This window comes from Rhodosalinus sp. K401 (assembly GCF_041365735.1).
In the GTDB taxonomy this organism is placed as follows: Bacteria; Pseudomonadota; Alphaproteobacteria; order Rhodobacterales; family Rhodobacteraceae; genus Rhodosalinus.
Map to the genome: position 1 here is coordinate 197,342 of NZ_JBGFSI010000002.1, position 21,864 is coordinate 219,205.

General features: G+C 70.6%; 19 protein-coding genes and 1 riboswitch. Of the genes, 12 read left to right on the plus strand and 7 right to left on the minus strand.

Annotated elements, in window-relative coordinates:
• Positions 1–60: 60 nt before the first annotated feature.
• Both AB6A66_RS03425 and AB6A66_RS03430 read right to left on the minus strand, forming a co-directional pair.
• Positions 61–768 (minus strand): glutathione S-transferase N-terminal domain-containing protein, encoded by a 708-nt coding sequence (locus AB6A66_RS03425; protein WP_371054788.1) that lies wholly within the window; start codon positions 766–768, stop codon positions 61–63.
• Positions 769–789: 21 nt separating this feature from the next.
• Positions 790–1,734 (minus strand): DUF726 domain-containing protein, encoded by a 945-nt coding sequence (locus AB6A66_RS03430; protein WP_371054789.1) that lies wholly within the window; start codon positions 1,732–1,734, stop codon positions 790–792.
• 114 nt (positions 1,735–1,848) lie between these two features.
• A riboswitch (SAM riboswitch) is annotated at positions 1,849–1,927 on the plus strand.
• A gap of 61 nt (positions 1,928–1,988) precedes the next feature.
• Between AB6A66_RS03430 and metZ the strand changes: the two genes are divergently transcribed.
• Together metZ and folE2 are read left to right on the plus strand one after the other, a co-directional pair.
• The gene (gene metZ, locus AB6A66_RS03435; RefSeq protein ID WP_371054790.1) at positions 1,989–3,170 is read left to right on the plus strand and encodes an O-succinylhomoserine sulfhydrylase; all 1,182 of its coding nucleotides are present in this window, start codon (positions 1,989–1,991) and stop codon (positions 3,168–3,170) included.
• A 122-nt stretch (positions 3,171–3,292) separates the two neighbouring features.
• A complete protein-coding gene (folE2, locus tag AB6A66_RS03440) occupies positions 3,293–4,387 on the plus strand; it encodes a GTP cyclohydrolase FolE2 (RefSeq protein WP_371054791.1) in 1,095 nt (364 codons plus the stop codon).
• Between the two features lie 7 nt (positions 4,388–4,394).
• Here folE2 and AB6A66_RS03445 read toward each other — a convergent pair whose 3' ends face one another.
• Entirely contained in the window at positions 4,395–4,763 is a 369-nt protein-coding gene (locus tag AB6A66_RS03445; protein ID WP_371054792.1) for a VOC family protein, read from the minus strand.
• A 96-nt stretch (positions 4,764–4,859) separates the two neighbouring features.
• On the opposite strand from AB6A66_RS03445, the gene AB6A66_RS03450 reads away from it, so the two are divergent.
• Positions 4,860–6,308: a TrkH family potassium uptake protein gene (locus AB6A66_RS03450; RefSeq protein ID WP_371054793.1), complete on the plus strand. Its 1,449-nt coding sequence runs from the start codon at positions 4,860–4,862 to the stop codon at positions 6,306–6,308.
• A 22-nt stretch (positions 6,309–6,330) separates the two neighbouring features.
• On the opposite strand, the gene AB6A66_RS03455 is transcribed toward AB6A66_RS03450, so the two are convergent.
• The gene (locus AB6A66_RS03455; RefSeq protein ID WP_371054794.1) at positions 6,331–8,082 is read right to left on the minus strand and encodes a trypsin-like peptidase domain-containing protein; all 1,752 of its coding nucleotides are present in this window, start codon (positions 8,080–8,082) and stop codon (positions 6,331–6,333) included.
• Between the two features lie 160 nt (positions 8,083–8,242).
• On the opposite strand from AB6A66_RS03455, the gene AB6A66_RS03460 reads away from it, so the two are divergent.
• The 8 genes from AB6A66_RS03460 to glmM all read left to right on the plus strand — a co-directional run bounded on the left by AB6A66_RS03460 (position 8,243) and on the right by glmM (position 18,895).
• On the plus strand, positions 8,243–9,184 hold the full coding sequence (locus AB6A66_RS03460; protein WP_371054795.1) for a glycine--tRNA ligase subunit alpha: 942 nt from the start codon (positions 8,243–8,245) through the stop codon (positions 9,182–9,184).
• 93 nt (positions 9,185–9,277) lie between these two features.
• Positions 9,278–9,808 carry a DUF6446 family protein gene (locus AB6A66_RS03465; RefSeq protein ID WP_371054796.1) on the plus strand — a complete coding sequence of 177 codons (531 nt, stop codon included), beginning with the start codon at positions 9,278–9,280 and terminating at the stop codon, positions 9,806–9,808.
• A complete protein-coding gene (glyS, locus tag AB6A66_RS03470; RefSeq protein WP_371054797.1) occupies positions 9,808–12,063 on the plus strand; it encodes a glycine--tRNA ligase subunit beta in 2,256 nt (751 codons plus the stop codon). Before AB6A66_RS03465 ends, glyS begins: the two co-directional genes overlap by 1 nt.
• 31 nt (positions 12,064–12,094) lie before the next feature.
• Positions 12,095–14,701, plus strand: a complete 2,607-nt coding sequence (locus AB6A66_RS03475) for a putative PEP-binding protein (protein ID WP_371054798.1) — start codon at positions 12,095–12,097, stop codon at positions 14,699–14,701.
• A 126-nt stretch (positions 14,702–14,827) separates the two neighbouring features.
• Complete coding sequence (locus AB6A66_RS03480; RefSeq protein ID WP_371054799.1) at positions 14,828–15,466, plus strand: cell wall hydrolase; 639 nt, start codon at positions 14,828–14,830, stop codon at positions 15,464–15,466.
• Between the two features lie 100 nt (positions 15,467–15,566).
• Positions 15,567–16,496 carry a dihydroneopterin aldolase gene (locus AB6A66_RS03485; protein ID WP_371036589.1) on the plus strand — a complete coding sequence of 310 codons (930 nt, stop codon included), beginning with the start codon at positions 15,567–15,569 and terminating at the stop codon, positions 16,494–16,496.
• 43 nt (positions 16,497–16,539) lie between these two features.
• On the plus strand, positions 16,540–17,556 hold the full coding sequence (folP, locus tag AB6A66_RS03490) for a dihydropteroate synthase (RefSeq protein ID WP_371054800.1): 1,017 nt from the start codon (positions 16,540–16,542) through the stop codon (positions 17,554–17,556).
• Positions 17,546–18,895: a phosphoglucosamine mutase gene (glmM, locus tag AB6A66_RS03495; protein ID WP_371054801.1), complete on the plus strand. Its 1,350-nt coding sequence runs from the start codon at positions 17,546–17,548 to the stop codon at positions 18,893–18,895. The genes folP and glmM overlap by 11 nt, the downstream gene beginning before the upstream one ends.
• A 3-nt stretch (positions 18,896–18,898) precedes the next feature.
• Here glmM and AB6A66_RS03500 read toward each other — a convergent pair whose 3' ends face one another.
• Positions 18,899–19,444, minus strand: coding sequence for a hypothetical protein (locus AB6A66_RS03500; RefSeq protein WP_371054802.1), 546 nt, complete (start codon positions 19,442–19,444; stop codon positions 18,899–18,901).
• A gap of 56 nt (positions 19,445–19,500) precedes the next feature.
• On the minus strand, positions 19,501–20,439 hold the full coding sequence (locus AB6A66_RS03505) for a DMT family transporter (RefSeq protein ID WP_371054803.1): 939 nt from the start codon (positions 20,437–20,439) through the stop codon (positions 19,501–19,503).
• A gap of 102 nt (positions 20,440–20,541) precedes the next feature.
• On the opposite strand from AB6A66_RS03505, the gene AB6A66_RS03510 reads away from it, so the two are divergent.
• Complete coding sequence (locus tag AB6A66_RS03510) at positions 20,542–20,703, plus strand: hypothetical protein (protein ID WP_371036584.1); 162 nt, start codon at positions 20,542–20,544, stop codon at positions 20,701–20,703.
• 43 nt (positions 20,704–20,746) lie between these two features.
• Here the strand turns inward: AB6A66_RS03510 and ilvC are convergent, their stop codons facing one another.
• Positions 20,747–21,769 carry a ketol-acid reductoisomerase gene (ilvC, locus tag AB6A66_RS03515; protein ID WP_371054804.1) on the minus strand — a complete coding sequence of 341 codons (1,023 nt, stop codon included), beginning with the start codon at positions 21,767–21,769 and terminating at the stop codon, positions 20,747–20,749.
• Between the last annotated feature and the right edge of the window lie 95 nt (positions 21,770–21,864).

Sequence of the window (21,864 nt, forward strand, 5' to 3'; positions counted from 1 at the left end):
GGGGCGTCGCCCCTCACCCCCCGAGAGTTTTTGCGCCAAGAAGAAGGGGCGGGCGCGGCCCTAGCCCTTCTGTCCGAACAGGATCTTCTGCGCCTCGCGGTCGTCGGCGGCGGAGCTGCGCATCTCGGCGGCGAGGTCGCGGCCCGTCCGCACGGCGGGGCGCGCGCCCACCTCCTCGAGCCAGCGCTTCATGTGGGGCTTGTCGTCGAGGGTCTGCTCCTGGCCTTCCCAGAGCGAGGCCCAGGGCCAGATCGCCATGTCGGCGATGGAGTAGAACTCCCCGGCCACGTAACGGGTCTCGGCGAGCCGGGTGTCGAGCACGCGGTAGAGCCGCGCGGTCTCGTTGCGGTAGCGATCCTTGGCATAGGACAGGTCCTGCGGCGGATCCATGGCGGGCGCGTATTTCAGGAAGTGATGCGCCTGGCCCGCCATCGGGCCGAGCCCGCCCATCTGCCACATGAGCCACTCTTCCACCGCCACGCGCTCGCGCTCGGTGCTTCCGTGGAAGCGCCCGGTCTTGCGGGCGAGATATTGCAGGATCGCCCCCGATTCGAAGACGGAGATGGGCCGGCCGTCGGGGCCTTCGGGGTCCACGATCGCGGGCATGCGATTGTTGGGTGCGATTTTCAGGAACGCGGGGTCGAACTGGTCGCCCTTGCCGATGTTCACGAGCTTGACCTCGTAGGGCAGCTCCATCTCCTCCAGCGCGATGGCGATCTTCCAGCCATTGGGCGTGGGCCAGTAATGCAACTCTATCGGTCGGGTCATCCGGGCCTCCTGTGCTCGCCGTCAGGATGACGTGTTCGGCAGCAATGACAAGGCCGCGTCCCCGTGCGCCGGCGCAAGAAGCCGTGACCATCGGGGTTGCGGGCGTTGGGGCAGCTGGGCGCGGAGCGCTGCGAGCGGCAGGGTCTCGGGGCGGCGGAGAAGTGCGCGGTAGAGGTCGAAGACGCCCGGGCGGAGATAGGCCGACCAGTGGCAGACGCGCCGCGCCGGGGCCGCGACGGGGAAGCCGCGCGCGCGCAGCACGGCGAGGGTGGCCGGGTCGTCGAGCTGGAGCGTGAGCGCGCCGGGCCGGTCGCCGAGACCGTGGCCGAGCGTGAGGTCGCCCCGCCGCGGCGGGGCGATCAGCCGCTCGAGCAGGAAATCGAAGAGGTCGTTCTCGCGGCTCGTGACGTTGACGATCTCCGCCGCGCGGCCCGCGGGCGTGGCGAGCGCCGCCTCGGCACGGCTGGCGAACTCGGCGCCCGCGAGCAGGATGGCGCGGGTCACGGCCCGCTCGGGCAGCCGGGCAAGGGCTTGCAGCACCACCCGCGCGCCGAGCGAATGGGCGAGCGCGTGGATCGGACGGTGGGGCGCGGTGGCGTGCAGCACCTCGATCGCCTGGGCAAGCGCCGCCCCCGCCCCCGCCGCGCGGTCGTAGGCCTGCCAGATCGTGCCGCGCGCGTTCCAGCCCAGCGCGATGCCGAGCCCTTCCTCGGGACCGCCGGCGCCGAAGCCGAGGCCGCGCGGCCAGCTGAGCGCCTTCCAGCAGTCTCCGCGCTCTTCGAGCGAGAGGATGTGGCCGTGCGGGCAGCGCGCGGGGTGGCCGGGACGGAACTTGTAGCCATGCACCATCACGATGATCGGCCCGCTGCCCGTGCGCGCCGCCTCGGCGAGCAGCGGCCCGGGCGCATCGGCACTCCCGTGCAGGTGCGGCGTCTCGCCCAGTGCATCCAGTCGCAGAAGCGGCATCGCCCATGCCCCACTACATGTTGTGGGCAACGCTTAGGGCGGCCATACGAAACTGGCGTGACGGCGGGGTTACGGATTCGTGACGGTGTTGACGTGCAACAGCGCCGCGGGTAACCGCGGTCCCGTGGCGATTTGTTCACCGGATTGCGGGCCACGCGAAAGATACCGCTAAAGAGGTCAAGACGAAGGGCCCCCGTTCGCTTGACCGCGCGTGGGGGCTTTTTCGTCCGGGCGAGCCCCGGGGGAGGTGCAGGATGTCGGAGGGCTGGAAGCCGCGCACGCGGCTGGTGCATGGCGGCGCGCGGCGCTCGCAATACGGGGAGGTGAGCGAGGCGCTCTTCCTCACCCAGGGTTTCGTCTACGACAGTGCCGAGGCCGCCGAGGCGCGGTTCCGCGCCGCCGGCCCCGACGAGTTCATCTACGCCCGCTACGGCAATCCGACGGTGGCGATGTTCGAGGATCGCATCGCGGGCCTCGAGGGAACCGAGGACGCCTTCGCGACCGCGAGCGGCATGGCGGCGGTGTCGGGCGCGCTCATGTCGATGCTGCGGGCGGGCGATCATGTCGTGGCCGCCCGCGCGCTCTTCGGTTCCTGCCTTTACGTGCTGGAGGAGGTGCTCGCCCGCTACGGGGTCGAGGTGAGCTTCGTGGATGGCACCGACCTCGATCAGTGGCGCGCGGCGCTGCGCCCCGGCACGCGCGCGGCGTTCTTCGAATCCGTCTCGAACCCCACGCTGGACGTCATCGACATCGCCGCCGTTTCGGACATCGCCCATGTCGCTGGCGCGACCGTCGTCGTGGACAACGTCTTCGCCACCCCCGTCCATTCGCGGGCCGCGCTGCAGGGCGCGGACGTGGTGATCTATTCCGCCACGAAGCACATCGACGGGCAGGGCCGGGTGCTTGGCGGCGTCATCCTCGGAACGCGGGAGTTCATCCGCGGGACCGTGGAGCCCTACATGAAGCATACGGGCGGTGCGCTTTCGCCCTTCAACGCCTGGGTTCTCCTGAAGGGCCTGGAAACCATGGATCTGCGGGTGCGGGCGCAGACCGAGACGGCCGCGCGGCTGGCCGCGGCGCTGGAGGGTCATCCGAAGCTGTCGCGCGTCCTCTATCCCGGCCTCGCCTCGCATCCGCAGCACGCGCTGGCGCAGCGGCAGATGGGCGCAGGGGGCACGATGCTCGCGCTGGAGCTCGCCGGCGGGCAGGAGGCGGCGTTCCGCTTCCTCAATGCCCTCGATCTTGTCGTCATCTCGAACAATCTGGGCGATGCGAAGTCGATCGTCACCCATCCTGCCACGACGACCCATCAGCGCCTGCCCGAGGCGCAGAAGGCCGTGCTGGGGATCACGCCGGGGCTCGTGCGGCTCTCTTGCGGGCTCGAGGACGGCGACGATCTGCTGGCCGATCTGACCCGCGCGCTCGACGCGGCATGAGCGGTCCGGGGGCGGCGTGAGCGCCGGGCGCGGGCCGGAAAATGCCGCGTCGCCGTTGGATTTCCGCCCGCGCCCGTCCTATGTCTTCAGCCGACAGAGGATCTGCCGAAGGGGCGAGCCCGATGAATGTGCATGTGAGCGAGATGGAAACGGCGCCCGACCGCAAGGAGGCCGAGATGGCGCTGGCCCGGCTGCGGCGCTGGATCGAGGACGCGAGCGAGGAAGAGATCGCCGCGCTCGACCCGGCTGTCCTGCGCCTGCTGCCGAACTCCGGCGCCTACCCCGAACTCGCGCGCGACTATCCGGAAGATTTCCGCGCCGACGCGGCCTACAAGGCCACCTTGCCCGATCTTCAGAACGGCCCGGCCGCACTGATACGCGGCGCGCGGCGGCCGATCCAGCATGTGGGCATCTCCAACTTCCGCCTGCCGATCCGCTTCCATACCCGCGACAACGGCGACCTGACGCTCGAGACGTCCGTCACCGGCACGGTGAGCCTGGAAGCCGAGAAGAAGGGCATCAACATGAGCCGTATCATGCGGAGCTTCTACGCCCACGCCGAGCGGGTGTTCAGCTTCGACGTGATCGAGGCGGCGCTCGACGACTACAAGAGCGATCTCGACAGCCTCGATGCGCGCATCATGATGCGCTTTTCCTTCCCCGTCCGGGTGGAGAGCCTGCGCTCGGGCCTGTCGGGCTACCAGTATTACGACATCGCGCTCGAGCTGGTGGAGACGGCGGGCCAGCGTCGCCGCATCATGCATCTGGACTACGTGTATTCGTCCACCTGCCCCTGCTCGCTGGAGCTGTCGGAACATGCGCGGCGGGAGCGGAGCCAGCTCGCCACGCCCCATTCGCAGCGGTCGGTGGCGCGGGTCTCCGTCGAACTGACGGGCGAGGGGTGCCTGTGGTTCGAGGATCTCGTGGAACTCTGCCGCCGCGCGGTGCCCACCGAGACCCAGGTGATGGTCAAGCGCGAGGACGAGCAGGCCTTCGCCGAGCTCAACGCCGCGAACCCGATCTTCGTGGAGGACGCGGCGCGGCTTTTCGCCGCCGAGCTGGAGCAGGACGCGCGGGTGGGCGACTTTCGCGTGGTGGCCAGCCACCAGGAGAGCCTGCACAGCCACGACGCGATCTCGGTGTTGACCGAGGGCGACACCTTCGCCGCCGAAAGCCTGGATCCGAAGCTCTTCGCCACGCTGATCCACGCGCGCTGACGCGCGCTCAGCCGCGGTGCCGGCTCATCCACCAGGTGATGCCGCCAACGCGGACGCCGGCGCGGCTGTCGCCCTCGGCCGTGTCCCGCGGCGGTTGGATGTCCTCGGCCCCTGCGGCGAGTGCGGTGCGGTGCGCGGCGGCCGGGTCGGCGACCCAGACATGCACATGTGCCTCGGGCCCGTCCGGGGCCTGGCCGATCATCACCGTGCCGTCGTCGAGGCGCAGCGTCATGTGCCTGATCCCGCCGCCTTCGTGGCGGTGCGCCTCCAGCACCTCCGCGCCGAACACGGCCTTCAGGAACTCGGCCTGCGCCGCCGCATCGGAGACGATGAGGTAGGGGGCCACGCTCGTCTGCCCCTCGGGTTTCCAGTCCATCGCGTGCCCTCCACCTCGCGAGCGTCTCACGAAGACGCGGCGCAGGGCAAGGCGCGCGCTTGACAGCCGCGCGACGGCCCGCCAACGCTCCGCCTCATGTTCGATCTGCGCCCGGTTGGATACGTCATCGGCCTGCTCGTCGCCGTGCTCGGCGCGGCGATGCTTCTGCCGATGCTGGTGGACATCGCCGAGGGGCGCGGCCACTGGCCCGTCTTCGCCCAGAGCGCCTTCGTCACCGGGCTTTCGGGGGGGCTCATCGCGCTGGGCTGCGCCAACGGCGCGCAGGAGCGGCTCTCGATCCAGCAGACCTTTCTTCTGACCACGGGCGTGTGGGTGGCCTTGCCGGTCTTCGGCGCGATCCCCTTCGTCCTGGGCGCCACGGAGGCGCGTGTGGTGGACGCCTTCTTCGAGGCCATGTCGGGGCTTACCACGACGGGCTCGACCGTCTTCTCGGGCCTCGACGGGATGCCCAAGGGCCTGTTGCTGTGGCGCGGCATCCTGCAATGGCTGGGCGGCATCGGCATCATCGTCGTCGCCATGGTCTTCCTGCCCGAGCTCCGGGTGGGCGGCATGCAGATCTTCCGCGCCGAGGCGTTCGACACGATGGGCAAGATCCTTCCCCGTGCCACCGAGATCGCGATGCGGATCTCGACGATCTACCTCGCGCTGACCCTCGTGTGCGCGCTCGCCTACATCGCGAGCGGGCTGAGCGCCTTCGATGCGACCGTTCATGCCATGACCACGATCGCCACGGGGGGCTTCGCCAACTACGATTCGAGTTTCGCCGCGTTCGGCGCGTCGACGCAGTATGTCGCGGTGATCTTCATGCTGCTCGCCGCGTTGCCGTTCGTGCGCTTCGTGCAGTTGACGGCCGGAACCGCGCGGCCGCTCCTTCAGGACAGCCAGGTGCACGCGTTCCTCGCCGTCGCGGCGGCCGTCGCGGCGATCCTCGCGGTGGGTCAGGCCCTCGCGGCGGGCAGCCTCTCCGAAGCGACGATCCGTGCCTCGCTGTTCAACGGCGTGTCGCTCCTGACCGGCACGGGATACGCCTCGGCGAACTACATGATCTGGGGAAGCTTCGCGGTGGCGGTGCTGTTCTTCACGGGTCTCGTCGGGGGCTGCGCGGGATCGACCTCCTGTTCGATCAAGGTGTTCCGCTACCAGCTTCTTTTCGCCTCGATCCGGTCGCAGCTCGCGCGCATCCACGCGCCCCATGGCATGTTCACCCCGCGCTACGACGGCCGGCCGGTGGGCGAGGACGTGATCGGTTCGGTGATCGCCTTCTTCGTCTTCTTCATCGTGACCCTCGGGCTGCTTTCCGTCGCGCTGGGGATGACAGGTCTCGACATGACCACCTCGGTCTCGGGCGCGGCGGCGGCGCTGGCCAATATCGGCCCCGGCCTCGGAGACGAGATCGGCCCGGCCGGGAACTTCGCGGGGCTCAACGACGTGGCGAAATGGCTACTGGCCTTCGCGATGCTGATCGGGCGGCTGGAACTGCTGGCCGTCTACGCGATCCTGACCGTGGGCTTCTGGCGCGCCTGAGGGGGCGCGCGCCGGCCGACGGTCACTCCCAGCAGCTGACCAGCACGGTCATGTCCATCGCGCGCCGCGTCAGGTCCTCGGGCGCGATCGCCGCCGCCGGCTGCGCCGTGCGCGCCGGGACGCCCGCCGCCTCGATCAGGGGACGCAGGGCGTCCGACCTGGCGGCGAAGCGGACGTCGCCGGGCAGCTGCCGGTCGCCCTCGGCCCGGGGCAGCAGGAGGCCCATCACCGCGCCGGTCTCGTCGAAGACGGGCCCGCCCGCGTCGCCCGGCAGCGCGTCGAGGTCGAGGCGCTTGACCTCCGTCTCGCCCTGAAGCCCGTTCAGCGCCGCGAGCCGGCCGAAGGTCAGTGTGGGCGCGGTGAGTTGGCCGCCGAAGGAGTAGCCCGAGACCGCAACCTCGGAGCGCAGGCGCGCCGACCCGTCGGAGAAGGCCGCGACCTCGGCGGGGGCGAGCGCGGAGACAGGCCGCAGCACCGCCACGCCGAGCGCCTCGTCGAGAGTGACCACCCGCGCGTCGAACTCGCCCTCCAGCGTGATCCGGCCGCAGCCCCGAACGGCCTCGACGGTGGTGAGCACCGTGCCGCGATCGTCGATGTAGAAGCCCGAGCGCGAGAGCCTCGGCACCCGCACCGCGAGCCCCGAGACAAGGTCCACGGCCTGCGCGTCGTCGCTGCCCGCGCTGGGCGGCAGCACGCCGGCGAGGCGGGTGAAGCTTTCGCGCATCTCCTCGAGGAGGCGCGCGCGGCGCGTCTCGTCGTCCGCCGGCCAGACCAGGGTGAAACCCTTGATCCGTCCGCCCTCGAGCGATGCCTCCGTGTAGGAGACGATCCCGGCGTTCCGGCCTTCGAGCGTGAAGCGGTCGCCCGTGCGCGCGCGCGGCCCTTCGGGCGGCACGATTTCCAGCGTCTGCATGATGTCGAAAAGCCCCGCGAGCGTGTCGCGGTCGCCGGCCTGGCTGATCAGCAGGACGCGCGCGTCCTGCACCTCTCCTGTCGCTTCGTAGTGGGCGAACGGGTAGTCATGGCGGTCGAAGGTGACCGCGGCCGTGGGCATCAGCATCTCGATCCCCGCCGTGGCGTCGGCCACGCTTGCAAGGCCCAGCTCCTCGAAGATCGCGTTGTACTGGCCCAGCAGCGCGGCGCGCTGGCGGGTCGTCAGGATGCCCGTGACCTCGTGGCCGTTGGCCGCCTGCCAGTCGGCCATGGCGCCGCGCGTGCCGCGCCCGAAGGCGGCGTCGATCGCACCGCCGTAGAACCCCGCCCAGCGCAGCGCCTCCTGCAGTTCCGCGCGCTCCCGGCGGGTGAGCGCGGCCTCGCTCCGGCGTGCCTCGGCCGGGGTTTCCCCGGCGGGCTCCGGCTCCGGCTCCGGCAAGGGCGCGGGCGCTTCAAGGGTGCCGAACCCGTCCGCGCGGGGCAGGGCGGTGGCGGGGGGGTCGCGTTGGATCGCGCCCACGGGCCAGAAGCGCTGCCCGTAATCGGAGCTTCGCGCGATATAGCTGTCGCCGGGGATCAGCCCCGCGTTGCGATAGCGGAAGAGAAGCGTGGAGGCGTCGTCGCGCAGGTAGGGGCCGAGCGTGACGGCATACCATCCCGCGCCGAGCGCGAAGCCGTTCACGTCGGGCAGGCGCGCGGCGTAGGCGCGCGCGCGGGTCTGCGCCTCCTGGAGGCTGGGCAGCGCCTCCACCTGCACGAAGACACTCTCGGCCTGTTGCGCGGCGGCGGGCCGCAGAAGTCCGATCACGACGAGCGAGAAAACGACGAATACCCTGACCATTACTGCTCTTTTCCGTTGGCTTGCCTGCGATGGAGAGTTTACCGCAACACGAGGCGGTTGCGAGCGGGAATTTCCCGGGCCGGGGCGCGTTTCGCGGGCGCGATTGACCGCGATGCCGCACCGGCATAGGTAAGGCGCGTTCCCGAGGCGCGAGGCAGGCATGGCAGAGGCAACGACGAAGCCGCGCAGCTTTCAGGAGGTGCTCCTGCGGCTGCAGATCTACTGGGCCGAGAAGGGCTGCGCCGTGCTTCAGCCCTACGACATGGAGGTGGGCGCGGGCACCTTCCACCCCGCGACCACGCTGCGCGCGCTGGGGCCCAAACCGTGGGCGGCAGCCTATGTCCAGCCCTCGCGCCGGCCCACCGACGGGCGCTACGGCGAGAACCCGAACCGGTTGCAGCACTATTACCAGTTCCAGGTGCTCATCAAGCCGTCGCCGCCCGACCTTCAGGAGCTCTACCTCGGATCGCTCGCCGCCATCGGCATCGACATGGAGCTTCACGACATCCGCTTCGTCGAGGACGACTGGGAAAGCCCGACGCTGGGCGCCTGGGGGCTGGGCTGGGAGGTCTGGTGCGACGGGATGGAGGTGAGCCAGTTCACCTATTTCCAGCAGGTGGGCGGGCATGACTGCCACCCCGTCTCGGGCGAACTCACCTACGGGCTGGAGCGGCTGGCGATGTATGTGGTCGGCATCGATCACGTCATGGAGATGCCCTACAACGCCCCGGACGCGACCTTCCCGCTCAGCTACGGCGACGTGTTCCGCCAGACCGAGCAGGAATACAGCCGCTTCAACTTCGACGTGGCCGAGACGGAAATGCTGCTGCGCCATTTCGAGGACGCCGAGACCGAATGCGAGGCGATCCTCGCCCATCCGCAGGAGGATCCGAAAACCGGCAGGCGGATCGTCATGGCGCATCCCGCCTACGATCAGTGCATCAAGGCGAGCCACATCTTCAACCTGCTGGACGCGCGCGGCGTGATCTCGCCCACGGAGCGGCAGGCCTACATCGCGCGGGTGCGCGCGCTGGCGAAGAAATGCGCCGACGCCTTCGTCGCAAGCCCCGCCGGCGGCTGGAGCGCGCCCGATGCCGCGTAACCCCGGGCGGTCACACGGGCGCTCCGCGTGCATTGCACGGCCCTCACGCCGTTGCGCCACGGCCGCGTTGTCCTGCCACGGGGAGGTGACCCGGTGACCGGGAAGCTCGTCAGCCTGCTGATCCTCGCAAGCGGCCTGATCGGGGGCGCGGCGCTCTGGTATCTCCAGATTCACGCCTTCTACGACGAGGTGCCGGCCTCGGGACCGGAGGACGTGCGCCTGACTGCCCGCGCAAGCGGCGTGCCCGAGCCCGTGGCCCACGGCGATTTCCGCGCCATCGACTCCGACAGCTCGCCGATCCGCTACCGAGCGTGTTTCACCGTCTCGATGCCGCGCGCGGACCTCGCGGAGACCTACGTCACGATCGAGGACGCCGTGCCGCTCGTCGCCCCGGGCTGGTTCGACTGCTTCGACGCGGGCGCCGTGGGCGCGGCGCTCGAGAATGGCAGCGCCACGGCCTTCCTCGGGGTGGAGAACATCGAATACGGCGTGGATCGCGTGGTGGCCATCTTCGAGGACGGTCGCGGCGTCGCGTGGCACCGACTGAACCGCTGCGGCGAGGAGGTCTTCGACGGCAAGCCCGCCCCCGAAGGCTGCCCGCCCCCACCGCAAGGCGAGACCTGATGCCCGATCTTCTCATCGAACTCTTCTCCGAGGAAATCCCCGCCCGGATGCAGGCCCGCGCGGCCGAGGACATGAAGGCGCGCGTGACCGACGGGCTGGTGGAGGCGGGGCTCACCTACGCCTCGGCCGGCGCGTTCCGCACGCCGCGCCGCCTCGCGCTCGCCGTGGAGGGGCTGTCCGCGCGCTCGCCGGCCGTCACCGAGACGCGGCGCGGCCCGCGCGTGGACGCGCCCGAGAAGGCGGTGGAGGGCTTCCTGCGCTCCACCGGCCTCTCGCGCGAGGATCTCTCGGTCCAGGAGGACAAGAAGGGGTCCGTATACGTCGCCCGGATCACCACGCCGGGCCGCGAGGCGGCCGAGATCGTGGCCGAGGTGCTCGAGAGCGTGATCCGCAACTTTCCCTGGCCCAAATCCATGCGCTGGGGCGCGGGCACGCTGCGCTGGGTGCGGCCGTTGCACGCGATCCTGTGCATCCTTTCGGACGAGGCGGGCGCGCAGGCGGTGCCGCTCACGGTGGACGGCATCGCCGCGCGCGACACGACGCGGGGTCACCGGGTGCATGCGCCGGACCCGTTTCCTGTCGTGAATTTCGATGATTACGCGGCGAAGCTGAAGCGCGCGAACGTGATGCTCGACGCCGAGGAGCGCGCCGGGCACATCCGGCACGACGCCGCCAACCTCGCCTTCGCGGCCGGGCTCGAACTGGTGGAGGACCGAGGCCTGCTGGACGAGGTGGCGGGGCTTGTCGAATGGCCCGTCGTCCTGATGGGAGAGATCGGGGCGGAGTTCCTCGACCTGCCGCCCGAGGTTCTGCGCACTTCGATGAAGGAACATCAGAAGTTCTTCTCGGTGCGGAACCCGGCAACGGGCCGGATCGAGCGCTTCGTCACCGTGGCCAATGTGGAGGCGCCCGACGGCGGCGCCACGATCCTCGCCGGCAACCGCAAGGTGCTTTCCGCCCGGCTCTCGGACGCGAAGTTCTTCTGGGAGAACGACCTGCGCGTGGCGAAAGAAGAGCACATGCACCCCTGGCTCGACCGGCTCTCCACGGTCACCTTCCATGGCAAGCTGGGCTCCCAGGCCGACCGGGTCGCGCGCATCGCCGCGCTCGCCCGCGAGATCGCCCCGGCGGTGGGCGCCGCGCCCGACCGCGCGGGGGAAGCGGGCGGCATCTGCAAGGCCGATCTCATGTCCGAGATGGTCTTCGAGTTTCCCGAGCTTCAGGGCCACATGGGCCGGCTCTACGCCGAGGCGGCGGGTTTCGATCCCGACGTGGCCGCGGCGGTGGAGGAGCATTACGCGCCGCTCGGCCCCTCGGACGCGGTGCCCGAGGCGCCCGTGTCGGTGGCCGTGGCGCTGGCCGACAAGATCGATCTGCTGACGGGGTTCTGGGCGATCGACGAGCGGCCCACCGGCTCCAAGGATCCCTTCGCGCTCCGGCGCGCGGCGCTCGGCGTCATCCGCATCGTGCTGGCGAACGGTCTTCGATTGAACCTCGACCGCTTCGTCGACGCGCAGCTTCTGCGCCACAAGATCGCGCTCAACCGGGACGACGCGGAGGAAAAGGAGATCGAGGCGCTTGAGGGCATCCTGGACGAGGTCGCCCGTCACGGCGTCTTCGGCGCGGCCTTCCGCACCGTCCTGGGCCGGTTCGACGGGGAGGAGGATGCGCCCTCGACGGAGGACGGATCGCTCCTGCGCACGGTGGGCGATCTCGTGCCCGATCTTTCCACCGACCTGCTGGCCTTCCTTCACGACCGGCTGAAGGTGCATCTGCGGGGCGAGGGGCTGCGCCACGACGTGATCGACGCCACGCTCGCCATGCCGGGTTCGGACGACCTCGCGCTCGTGGTGGCGCGGGCCGAGGCGCTGGGCGCGCTGCTTGAAACCGAGGAGGGCGAGAACCTGCTTCAGGGGTTCCGCCGCGCCAACAACATCCTGACCCAGGCCGAGGACGCCGATGGCGTGGAATACAGCTTCGGCGCCGACCGCAGGCTGGCCGAGGCCCCTGAGGAGACGGCGCTCTTCGACGCGCTCGACGCCGCCGAGGCGGAGATCGGGCGCGCGCTCGCGGCCGAGGATCACGGCGCGGCGATGCGCGCGATGGCGGCGATGCGCCCCGCCGTGGACGCCTTCTTCGAGGCGGTGCAGGTCAACACCTCGAACTCGGTGGTGCGACGCAACCGGCTGAACCTGCTCTCGCGCATCCGCGACGTGTGCCTGCAGGTCGCGGACCTGCGCCGCATCGAAGGCTGAGCGGGCCCTTGCCAGCGCGCGCGCCGGGCGTATGCTGCGCGAACTCCCGGGAGGTGCCGCAGTGCAGCAAGACGAGGCCCGCATCACGGCCGTGACGGCCGACGCGCCGATCAGCGCCCCCACCCACGGGGGGCGCGCGAAATGCCTGCAGCGTCTCGTCCGGCTGGACCTGCCGGTGCCGCACACCGTCGCGCTGGGCTTTGCCGCGGTGCGCGACATCGCCCGTGGCGTGCCGCCCGATACCGCGACCATCCTCGGCCATTTCCCCGAGGACGCGCTGCTCTGCGTGCGTCCCTCGTCAGAGGATCCGGACTGGGGCGGGCCGGGGGCGATCCTCAATATCGGGATGAACGGCGCGCGCCACGCCGCCTTGTCGGAAACGCTTGGCGAGGAGGCCGCGACCTCGCTCTATTTCCGGTTCGTGCAGGCCTATGCGGTGCATGTCGCGCGGCTCGACCCCGACATGTTCGACGAGATCGAAGGCGCGGGTCAGCAGGCGCTGGGCGAGGCGCTGCGGGCCTACGAGGACGAGACCGAGGAGCCTTTCCCGCAGGATCGCGCCGTGCAACTGTCGGCGGTGCTGAGGTCCATGGCGCGCGCCTGGGAGGGCACGACCGCGCGGCTTCTGCGCCGCGCGAAGGGGGCGCCCGACGATGCCGGGCTCGGCCTCGTCGTGCAGGAGATGGCCTTCGGCCTCGGCGCGGGCGAGTGCGGCTCGGGCGTGCTGCAGCTCGTGGACAGCACCACCGGCGAGGCCCGCGTCACCGGGCGCTATCTCAGCCAGAGCCAGGGCCGCGAGGCGCTGCGCGAAAGCGACGCCGCGCTCTACCTCGAGCGCGATCCGCGCGGCCCGTCGCTGGAAGAGCGCGCGCCCGAGGTCTTCGCCGAGCTTCTCGCCCATGGCCGGCTGATGCGCGAGAAGCTTCGCGACGAGATGCAGGTGGAATTCACGCTGGAGAACGGGCGGCTCTACATCCTCGACGGCGTGCGGGTCGCGCGCGCGCCGCGCGCGGCGCTGCGCATCGCGGTGCAGCTTGCCGAGGAGGGGATCATCTCCCGTCACGAGGCGCTGATGCGCATCGAGCCGCGCGCGCTTTCGGAACTCCTGCACCGCCAGGTGGCGCCCGGCGCGCGCCGCAACCGGCTCGCCCGCGGGGTGGCGGCGAGCCCGGGCGCGGCCTCGGGCCGTGTGGTCTTTTCCGCGGAGGCCGCGCAGGCCGCGGCGGCCCGCGGCGAGGCCGCGGTTCTGGTCCGCCGCGAGACCTCGCCCTCGGACATCCGCGGGATGCACGCGGCGGTCGCGGTGCTGACCGAGCGGGGCGGCATGACGAGCCACGCGGCGGTGATCGGGCGCGGCCTCGGCCTGCCCTGCGTGGTGGGCGCGTCGGAGTTGCGCTTCCAGATGGGCAAGAAACAGCTCACGGCGCCGGATGGCCGGACGCTGCGCGAGGGCGACATCATCACCGTGGACGGGACATCGGGAGACGTTCTCGCCGGGGCGCCCGCGATGGTGGAGGCCGCGCTGGACGACGCGTTCCAGACCTTTCTGGGCTGGGCCGACGAGGCGCGCGACATCGGCGTGCGCGCCAATGCCGACACGCCCGCCGACGCGCAGACCGCGCGGAACTTCATGGCGCAGGGTATCGGGCTCTGCCGGACGGAGCACATGTTCTTCGAGGCCGACCGCCTGACGCCGATGCGCGAGATGATCTTCGCCGACACGCCCGAGGACCGGCGTGCGGCGCTCGACCGCCTGCTGCCGATGCAGCGGGGCGATTTCATAGAGCTTTTCCGCATCATGCAGGGTCAGCCGGTCTGCATCCGGCTTTTCGATCCGCCGCTGCATGAATTCCTGCCCTCCGACCGCGCCGGGCTGCGGGATCTCGCCGACGCGCTGGACCTGCCGCTGTCGGACGTCACCCGGCGTGTGGAGGCGATGGGAGAATACAACCCCATGCTGGGCATGCGCGGGGTGCGGCTCGGCATCGCCGTGCCCGAGATCTACGAGATGCAGGCGCGCGCCATCTTTGAGGCGACGGTGGAAGCCAGCCGCGAGGGCGCGCCGGTCGTGCCCGAGATCATGATCCCGCTGGTTTCGGCCAAGCGCGAGGTGGAACTCGTCAAGACCCGGGTGGATTCGGTGGCCGCGGCGGTCTCCACGGAAAAGGCGGCGCGGTTCAGCTACCGCCTCGGCGTCATGGTCGAGACGCCGCGCGCCTGCCTGCGGGCGGGCGACATCGCCCAGCACGCGGCCTTCCTGAGTTTCGGGACGAACGACCTCACGCAGATGACCTACGGGCTGTCGCGCGACGATGCCGGGCGCTTCATGTCGGCCTATGTCGAACAGCGCGTCTTCGCGGAGGATCCGTTCCACGTGCTCGACGTGGATGGCGTGGGCGAGCTTCTGAGCATCGGCGCCGAGCGGGGCCGCGCCGCGCGGCCCGACGTCACGCTGTCGCTCTGCGGCGAGCATGGCGGCCATCCCGAATCGATTGCCTTCTGTCGGAAAGCCGGTTTCGATTATGTTTCCTGCTCTCCCTTCCGTGTTCCGATCGCGCGTCTTGCCGCAGCGCAGCTTGCGATCGCCGACAAGATCGCGCAGCCGGAGCGGCTTGTGGCGCCAATATCTGGTGCCTGACACTATCCGGTCGGCAGTGACGCACCGACGCCGGGCCCCCCGGGTGGACGTTTGCGACATCCTTGCGCTATAGAGCGGCGAAATTGAGACGACCTGTGGGGGCCGCCGAACGTCGGCGGAAAGAACATGCGTATCATTCTCGCTGCCCTGACCGGGCTCGCGGTGTCGGTCACCGCGGCCCAGGCAGAGCTTTCACTCGATCCGATGGGACACATCGTGCGGCAGGAGCAGGCCGCGCTGGGCGCGGTGCCGCGCGAGCGGCTGAAAAGCCTCGCCTCCGGCGATCCCGCGGCCGACACTCCGCTCGAGATCGACTATTCGCGCACATGGCTTTCGACGCGATCGGCCGCCGAGGGCGGAGAGGAATGGCGCTGCCTGTCCGAGGCGCTTTATTTCGAGGCCCGCGGGGAAAGCGTGAAGGGCCAGTTCGCCGTCGCGGAGGTGATCCTGAACCGCGTGGACAGCGCGATCTTTCCCGACAGCGTCTGCGGCGTCGTGAAGCAGGGCACCGGCCAGCGGTATCAATGCCAGTTCACCTACACCTGCGACGGCCAGCCCGAGGTGATCCACGAAAAGACGGCATGGTCACAGGTTGGAAAGGTCGCTCGCGCGATGATCGACGGCGCGCCGCGCGATCTGACCAAGGGCGCCACGCATTACCACACCAAGGCGGTGAACCCGCGCTGGGCGCGCGTCTACCCGCGCACGGCGACGATCGGGGTGCATCACTTCTACCGCAAGCCGACGCAGCTCTCCTCGAACTGAGCGCGTTGCCGCAAACGGGCGCCGGGATGCCGCTGACCGCCCTGTTCGCCGGCAGTCGGCGGCTGTAGGGTCCGCGGCGTTGCCGCTGCCGGAGCCCATGATGACACAGGACATCCGCCTTGCCTTCGCGCATCCCGCCGAGCGGGCGATCGCCACGGCCGACGATCGCCCGCGCGACCGGATCTCGTTGCGCGATCACGTGGTCGAGGTCGAGATCGGCGCCTTCCAGGCCGAGCGGGGCACGACGCAGCGCATCTGCTTCAACGTGGTGGTGGAGGTGCGCCAGGCCTCCGAGCCGCTGGACGACGACGTGGACCGGATTCTGAGCTACGACCGCGTGACGGAGGCCATCGCCCACGAGCTGGCCGCGGAACGTGTCAACCTTCTGGAAACGCTCGCCGAGCGCGTCGCCGAGCGCATCCTGCTCGAGCCGCAGGCGATGCGGGCCTTCGTGCGCATCGAGAAACTGGACCGCGGGCCCGGCGCGCTCGGTGTCGAGATCGTGCGCACGCGGCGCGACCTGCCGCGCGAGCTGCACCTGGTGGGCGACGACGATCGCCCGCACCCGGCGATCGTCTACCTGTCGAACGCCGCCATCGCCTCGCCCCGCCTCGCGGGCTGGCTGGACCAGCTGGAGGCGGCGGGCCGGCCGGCCATCCTTTGCGTGGGCGTGCCGGAGCTGCCCGCGCCACGGACGCGGGCGCGGCTGGCCCAGCGCCGGATCGACCTGCTCGCCATCGAGCAGAACGCCTGGGTGCTGGCCGGCCGGGACGCGCGCTGCGTCGTGGTCGAAAGCCGGACGGAACTGGACTGGGCGATGAAGCACGGCCAGATCAGCGTCTGGGCGCCGTCGAAGATCGTTCTCGACGCTGCCGCCTCCCCGGAGGCGGAGCCGGGCGACGCCGTGGCGCTGGCCGCGTGGCTCGGCCAGCAGATGGACGCCGCGGAACTGCTGTTCATTGGCGAAACGCCGCCGGACGGGTCGGGCCTGCCGGTGCGCCGCGTGCCCGAGGCGGCCGAACGGCTCTGAGGCGCTTGCCAATCGGGGCGCTTTCGCCCATGCACCGGGCCAGATGATATATTTCAGACCGCTCTTGCAGTCCGGTCCGGCGCGGCCGGCCGATGCGTTGTCCCTCGCCGGCGGCGCGCTTTGGTTCAGCCGGGTCGAGCGGCTGGAACGTGGCGCGCCCGCCCGGGTGATCGGCGCCTCGGAGATGCCGGACGACTGGCGCCATGCGCTGACCGTGCCGCGCCCGCCGGTGGCCGGCGTCGCGATGGACGCCCCGCGCCTGATGGGCATCCTCAACGTCACGCCCGACAGCTTCTCGGATGGCGGGCAGCATTTCGAGGCCGGGGTCGCGATCGCGCGGGCGCAGGCCATGGCGCGGGACGGGGCGGACATCCTCGACGTCGGCGGGGAATCCACCCGCCCCGGCGCGCACCCCTTGCCCGAAGAGGAGGAGATCGCGCGCACCGCGCCGGTGATCGCGGCGCTGCGCGGCAAGGTGGCGGCGCCCGTCTCCATCGACACCCGCAAGGCCGCGGTGGCCCGCGCGGCCGTGGAGGCCGGCGCGCGCATGCTCAACGACGTCTCGGCGCTGACGCACGATCCCGCGCTTGCCGGCTATTGCGCCGAGGCCGGGCTTCCCGTCTGCCTCATGCACATGCAGGGCACGCCGGAGACGATGCAGGATGATCCGCGCTACGACGACGTGCTTCTGGATGTCTTCGACGGGCTTGCGGCGCGCATCGCCGCGGCGGAGGCCGCGGGCATCGCCCGCGCGCGGATCGTGGCCGACCCGGGCATAGGCTTCGGCAAGACCGTGGCGCACAACCTCGCGCTCATCCGCGGGCTGGCGCTCTTTCACGGGCTGGGCGTGCCGGTGCTGCTGGGGGCCTCGCGCAAGGGCTTCATCGGCAAGCTGGGCGGCGCGCCCGAGGCCGCCCGCCGCGCCCCGGGATCGATCGCCGTGGCGCTCGCGGGCGTGACGCAAGGCGCGCAGATCCTGCGCGTGCACGATGTGGCCGAGACCGCACAGGCGCTGCGGCTCTGGCAGGCGGTGCATCACGGAGAAGACCATGACGCGTAAGTTCTTCGGCACGGACGGGGTGCGCGGCACCGCGAACAGCTACCCCATGACGGCCGACGTGGCGCTGCGGCTGGGGCAGGCGGCGGGCCGCTACTTCCGCCGCGACACGGTCGCGGGCGCGGTGCATCGCGTGGTGATCGGAAAGGACACGCGGCTGTCGGGCTACATGTTCGAGAACGCGCTGACCGCAGGGCTGACCTCCACGGGCATGAACGTGCTGCTGCTCGGCCCGGTGCCGACACCCGCCGTGGGGCTTCTGACGCCCTCGATGCGCGCCGATCTGGGCATCATGATCTCCGCCTCGCACAACCCCGCGCACGACAACGGCATCAAGTTCTTCGGCCCCGACGGCTTCAAGCTGTCCGACGAGGCCGAACTGGAGATCGAGGCGCTGCTGGAGACGGGGGTCGATGCCGCGCCAGCGGGCGAGATCGGGCGCGCGCGGCGGATCGACGACGGGCGCTTCCGGTACGTGGAGCGGGTGAAATCCACCTTTCCGCAGGGCATGCGCCTCGACGGGATGAAGGTCGTGGTGGATTGCGCCAACGGCGCCGCCTATCGGGCCGCGCCCGAGGTGCTATGGGAACTGGGCGCCGACGTGGTGGCGGTGGGTGTTCGCCCGAACGGTTTCAACATCAATGACGGTGTCGGCTCCACCGCGCCGCAGGTGGCCGCGGAAACCGTGGTGGCCCACGGCGCCGATGTGGGCATCTGCCTCGACGGCGACGCCGACCGGGCGGTTCTGATCGACGAGACCGGCCAGATCGCGGACGGCGACCAGATCATGGCGCTCATGGCGACGCGCTGGGCCGGCGAGGGGCGTCTGCGCGACGGGACCCTGGTCGCCACGGTGATGTCCAATCTCGGGCTCGAGCGGCACCTCGAAGCGGCGGGCCTGCGCCTCGAGCGGACCCGCGTGGGCGACCGCTACGTGGTGGAGGCGATGCGCCGGGGCGGCTGGAACCTCGGCGGCGAGCAGTCGGGGCACATCGTGATGACCGACCACGCCACCACGGGCGACGGGCTGATGGCGGGCTTGCAGTTCCTCGCCGAGATGGTGCGCACGGGCCAGCCTGCCAGCCGCCTCGCGCGGCAGTTCGAGCCGGTGCCGCAGCTGCTGAAGAACGTGCGCTACGCCGCCGGGCAGGCGCCGCTGGAGGCAGCCTCGGTGCAGGAGGCGATCCGTGCGGCCGAAGGCCGGCTCGGGGCGCGCGGGCGGCTTCTGATCCGGAAGTCGGGAACCGAACCGCTGATCCGCGTCATGGCCGAGGCCGAGGACGAGGCGCTGATGGCCGCGATCGTGGACGAGGTCGTGGCCGCGGTCGAGCGCGCGGTCTGAGGCTCAGTTCCGCCGCCAGTCCAGGCGGATCAGGACCGGCTGGGGGCCGTCGCCGGGCCGGCGAAGCACTTGCCCCACCACCGGCAGCCCCTCGGGCAGGCGTGGCAGGCGGGCGCGCGGCCGGCGGAGCGGCAGCCAGTAGCTCACCGGACCCGCGAGGATCACGACCTGGCGCGCGGGCCCGGCCCCGGCGAGGTCGGCGAAAAGCGTGGGGCCGGGTCCGAGGCGCACGCGCCCGACCTCTTCCGCGCCGGCGAACCGCTGCGGGACGGTGGGCGTGATCAGGCCGAAGCGGTGCTCGTTCTGCGCCACGGCCGGCAGGTCGAGGGAGAAGACCTCGGCCGTCGCGTCCCCGAGCAGCAGAAGGCGGCGCACGCGTCCCGTGCCCCGCGGCGCGCCGACCAGGTCGCGCCCCGAGATGTCGGGCACTTGCAGGAGTTCGAGGTTCGGACCGACCTCGATGTCCTCGTCGTCATCGAACTGCGCGAGGGCGGCGCGCCCCGTCGCGAGGGCGAGCGCCGCACCGAGAATGAGATTGCGCCGTCGCATGGACCCCCCTTGCCGGTCTTGCCGTCGGCCCGATCCTACACCATCGCCGGCGCGTGTCACGGGGTGCGTCGGAACAGCGCGCCCAGCGCCCGCCACTGGCTGAGGACCAGCCCGGCAAGGATCAGCGCGAGCGCGGTCAGCAGCGAGGGCGGCAACGGCTCGTTCAGCAGCGCCCAGCCGAACATGACGGACCAGACCGGCACCTGGTAGTTCACGAGGTTCATGAAGACCGGGCCCGCGCTGCGGATCACGACGATGCGCAGAAGCGCCGCCGCCGCCGTCGGCACCAGCGCCAGCGTCACCAGCGCGAGGAGCGCGGCGCGCGGCGGCGCGACGGGCAGACCGTCCACGGCCAGCGCGACGGGCAGGGCGATCGCCGCGCCCACCAGAAGCGTGAGGCTCGCCAGCGCCACGGGGTCGATCGGCGGACAGCGCCGGGTGAGGATCGAGCTGACCGCGTAGCAGGCGGCCGCCGCGAGGCAGGCCAGCCGGCCAAGCGCCTCGCCCGCGACGCCGGTCGAGGCGAAGGCGCCCGGGCCGATGAGCACGGCAACCCCCGCGAACCCCACCAGGAAGCCCGCCACCCGGCGCCAGCCGAGCCGCTCGCCCGGGACGAAGACATGCGCGAGCGGCAGCACCATCAGCGGGACCGCCGCCATGCAAACCCCGGCGAAGCCGCTGGTGACGTAGGTCTGCCCCCAGGAGAGCGCCATGAAGGGCAGCATCGTGCCGGTCAGCCCGACGGTCAGAACATAGGGCCAGCGCGCTCGATCGTCGCGGACCAGCCGCACGGGCCCGCCCCGGAAGGCCCAGACCGCACACAAGAGCGCAGCGGCGAGCGTGAGCCGCCCGGTCGCGACCCAGAGCGGCGTGAACCCCTGAAGCGCGAGCTCGATTCCCATGAAGGTCGCGCCCCAGACGAGGCCGAGCGTGGCGACCATGCCCCAGCTGCGGGCGGTGATCACGGGCAGGTCGTGGGGAAGGGCGGTTTTCAAATCGGTTCCGTGACCTACATCCATTGGTAACGAGGCGGGACGGCCCGTGTTCGGCGGGCCTTGCTCTGCGCCTCGCAACCGCGACCGAAAGGAGGTTTCCTGATGGACGCGTACATCATTCCGACACTGGCGATCCTGACGCTTGCCGTCGTCGCCGTGATCGCCTGGGACAGCAAGCGCCGCACGGAGCGCCGCAAGCAGGACCCCGACGCGCCGAAAAGCGCGCTGGCCCGCGACGGCGACTCCAAGACGAAGGACGAGTAACGGCGTGACGCCCGGGCCGTCGCCGGCCCGGGCGCCGCGGCGCTCAGTTCTTCGAGCGGTCCACCATCTTGCCGGCCGTGATCCAAGGCATCATGCCGCGCAACGTCTCACCCACCTGTTCGATCTGGTGCCCGTCATTGATGCGCCGCGTGGCCTTGAACATCGGCTGACCGACCGAACATTCCTGCATCCAGTCGCGGGTGAAACGGCCCGTCTGGATATCGGTCAGGATGGCCTTCATCCTTGCCTTCGTCTCGTCATAGGGCAGCACGCGCGGGCCGGAGACGTATTCGCCGAACTCCGCCGTGTTGGATATCGAGTAATTCATGTTGGCGATGCCGCCCTCGTAGATCAGGTCTACGATCAGCTTCACCTCGTGCAGGCACTCGAAATAGGCCATCTCGGGCGCGTAGCCCGCCTCGACCAGCGTCTCGAAGCCGCAGCGGATAAGCTCCACCAGGCCGCCGCACAGCACCGCCTGCTCGCCGAAAAGATCGGTCTCGCACTCTTCCTGGAAGGTCGTCTCGATGATGCCCGACCGGCCGCCGCCGATGGCCGAGCAGTAGGAGAGCGCGGTTTCCAGCGCCTTGCCGGAGGCGTCGTTGTCGACCGCCACGAGGCACGGCACGCCGCCGCCCTTGGTATATTCGCCGCGCACCGTGTGGCCCGGGCCCTTGGGGGCCATCATGATGACATCCACGCCGGGCTTCGGCTCGATCAGGCCGAAATGCACGTTGAGGCCATGCGCGAAGGCGATGGCCGCGCCGTCCCTTAGGTTGTCGTGGACGTGCTTGTAGTAGGTCTCGGCCTGAAGCTCGTCGGGCATGGTGAACATCATCAGGTCGCACCACGCCGCCGCCTCGGCGATGCCCATGACCTTCAGCCCCTCGCCCTCCGCCTTCTTCGCGCTCGCCGACCCCTCGCGCAGTGCCACGGCCAGGTGCTGCGCACCCGAGTCGCGCAGGTTCAGCGCATGGGCGTGGCCCTGGCTGCCGTAGCCCAGGATGGCGATCTTCTTGTCCTTGATGAGATTGATGTCGCAATCGCGGTCGTAATAAACGCGCATGTCCTTGGGTTCCCTTGTGTTCCGATGCGGCGACACTACCCATCTTACGGCGAAAAGGATTTCATTTTCGCAAGTATTCCGGCATGATGCGCAAA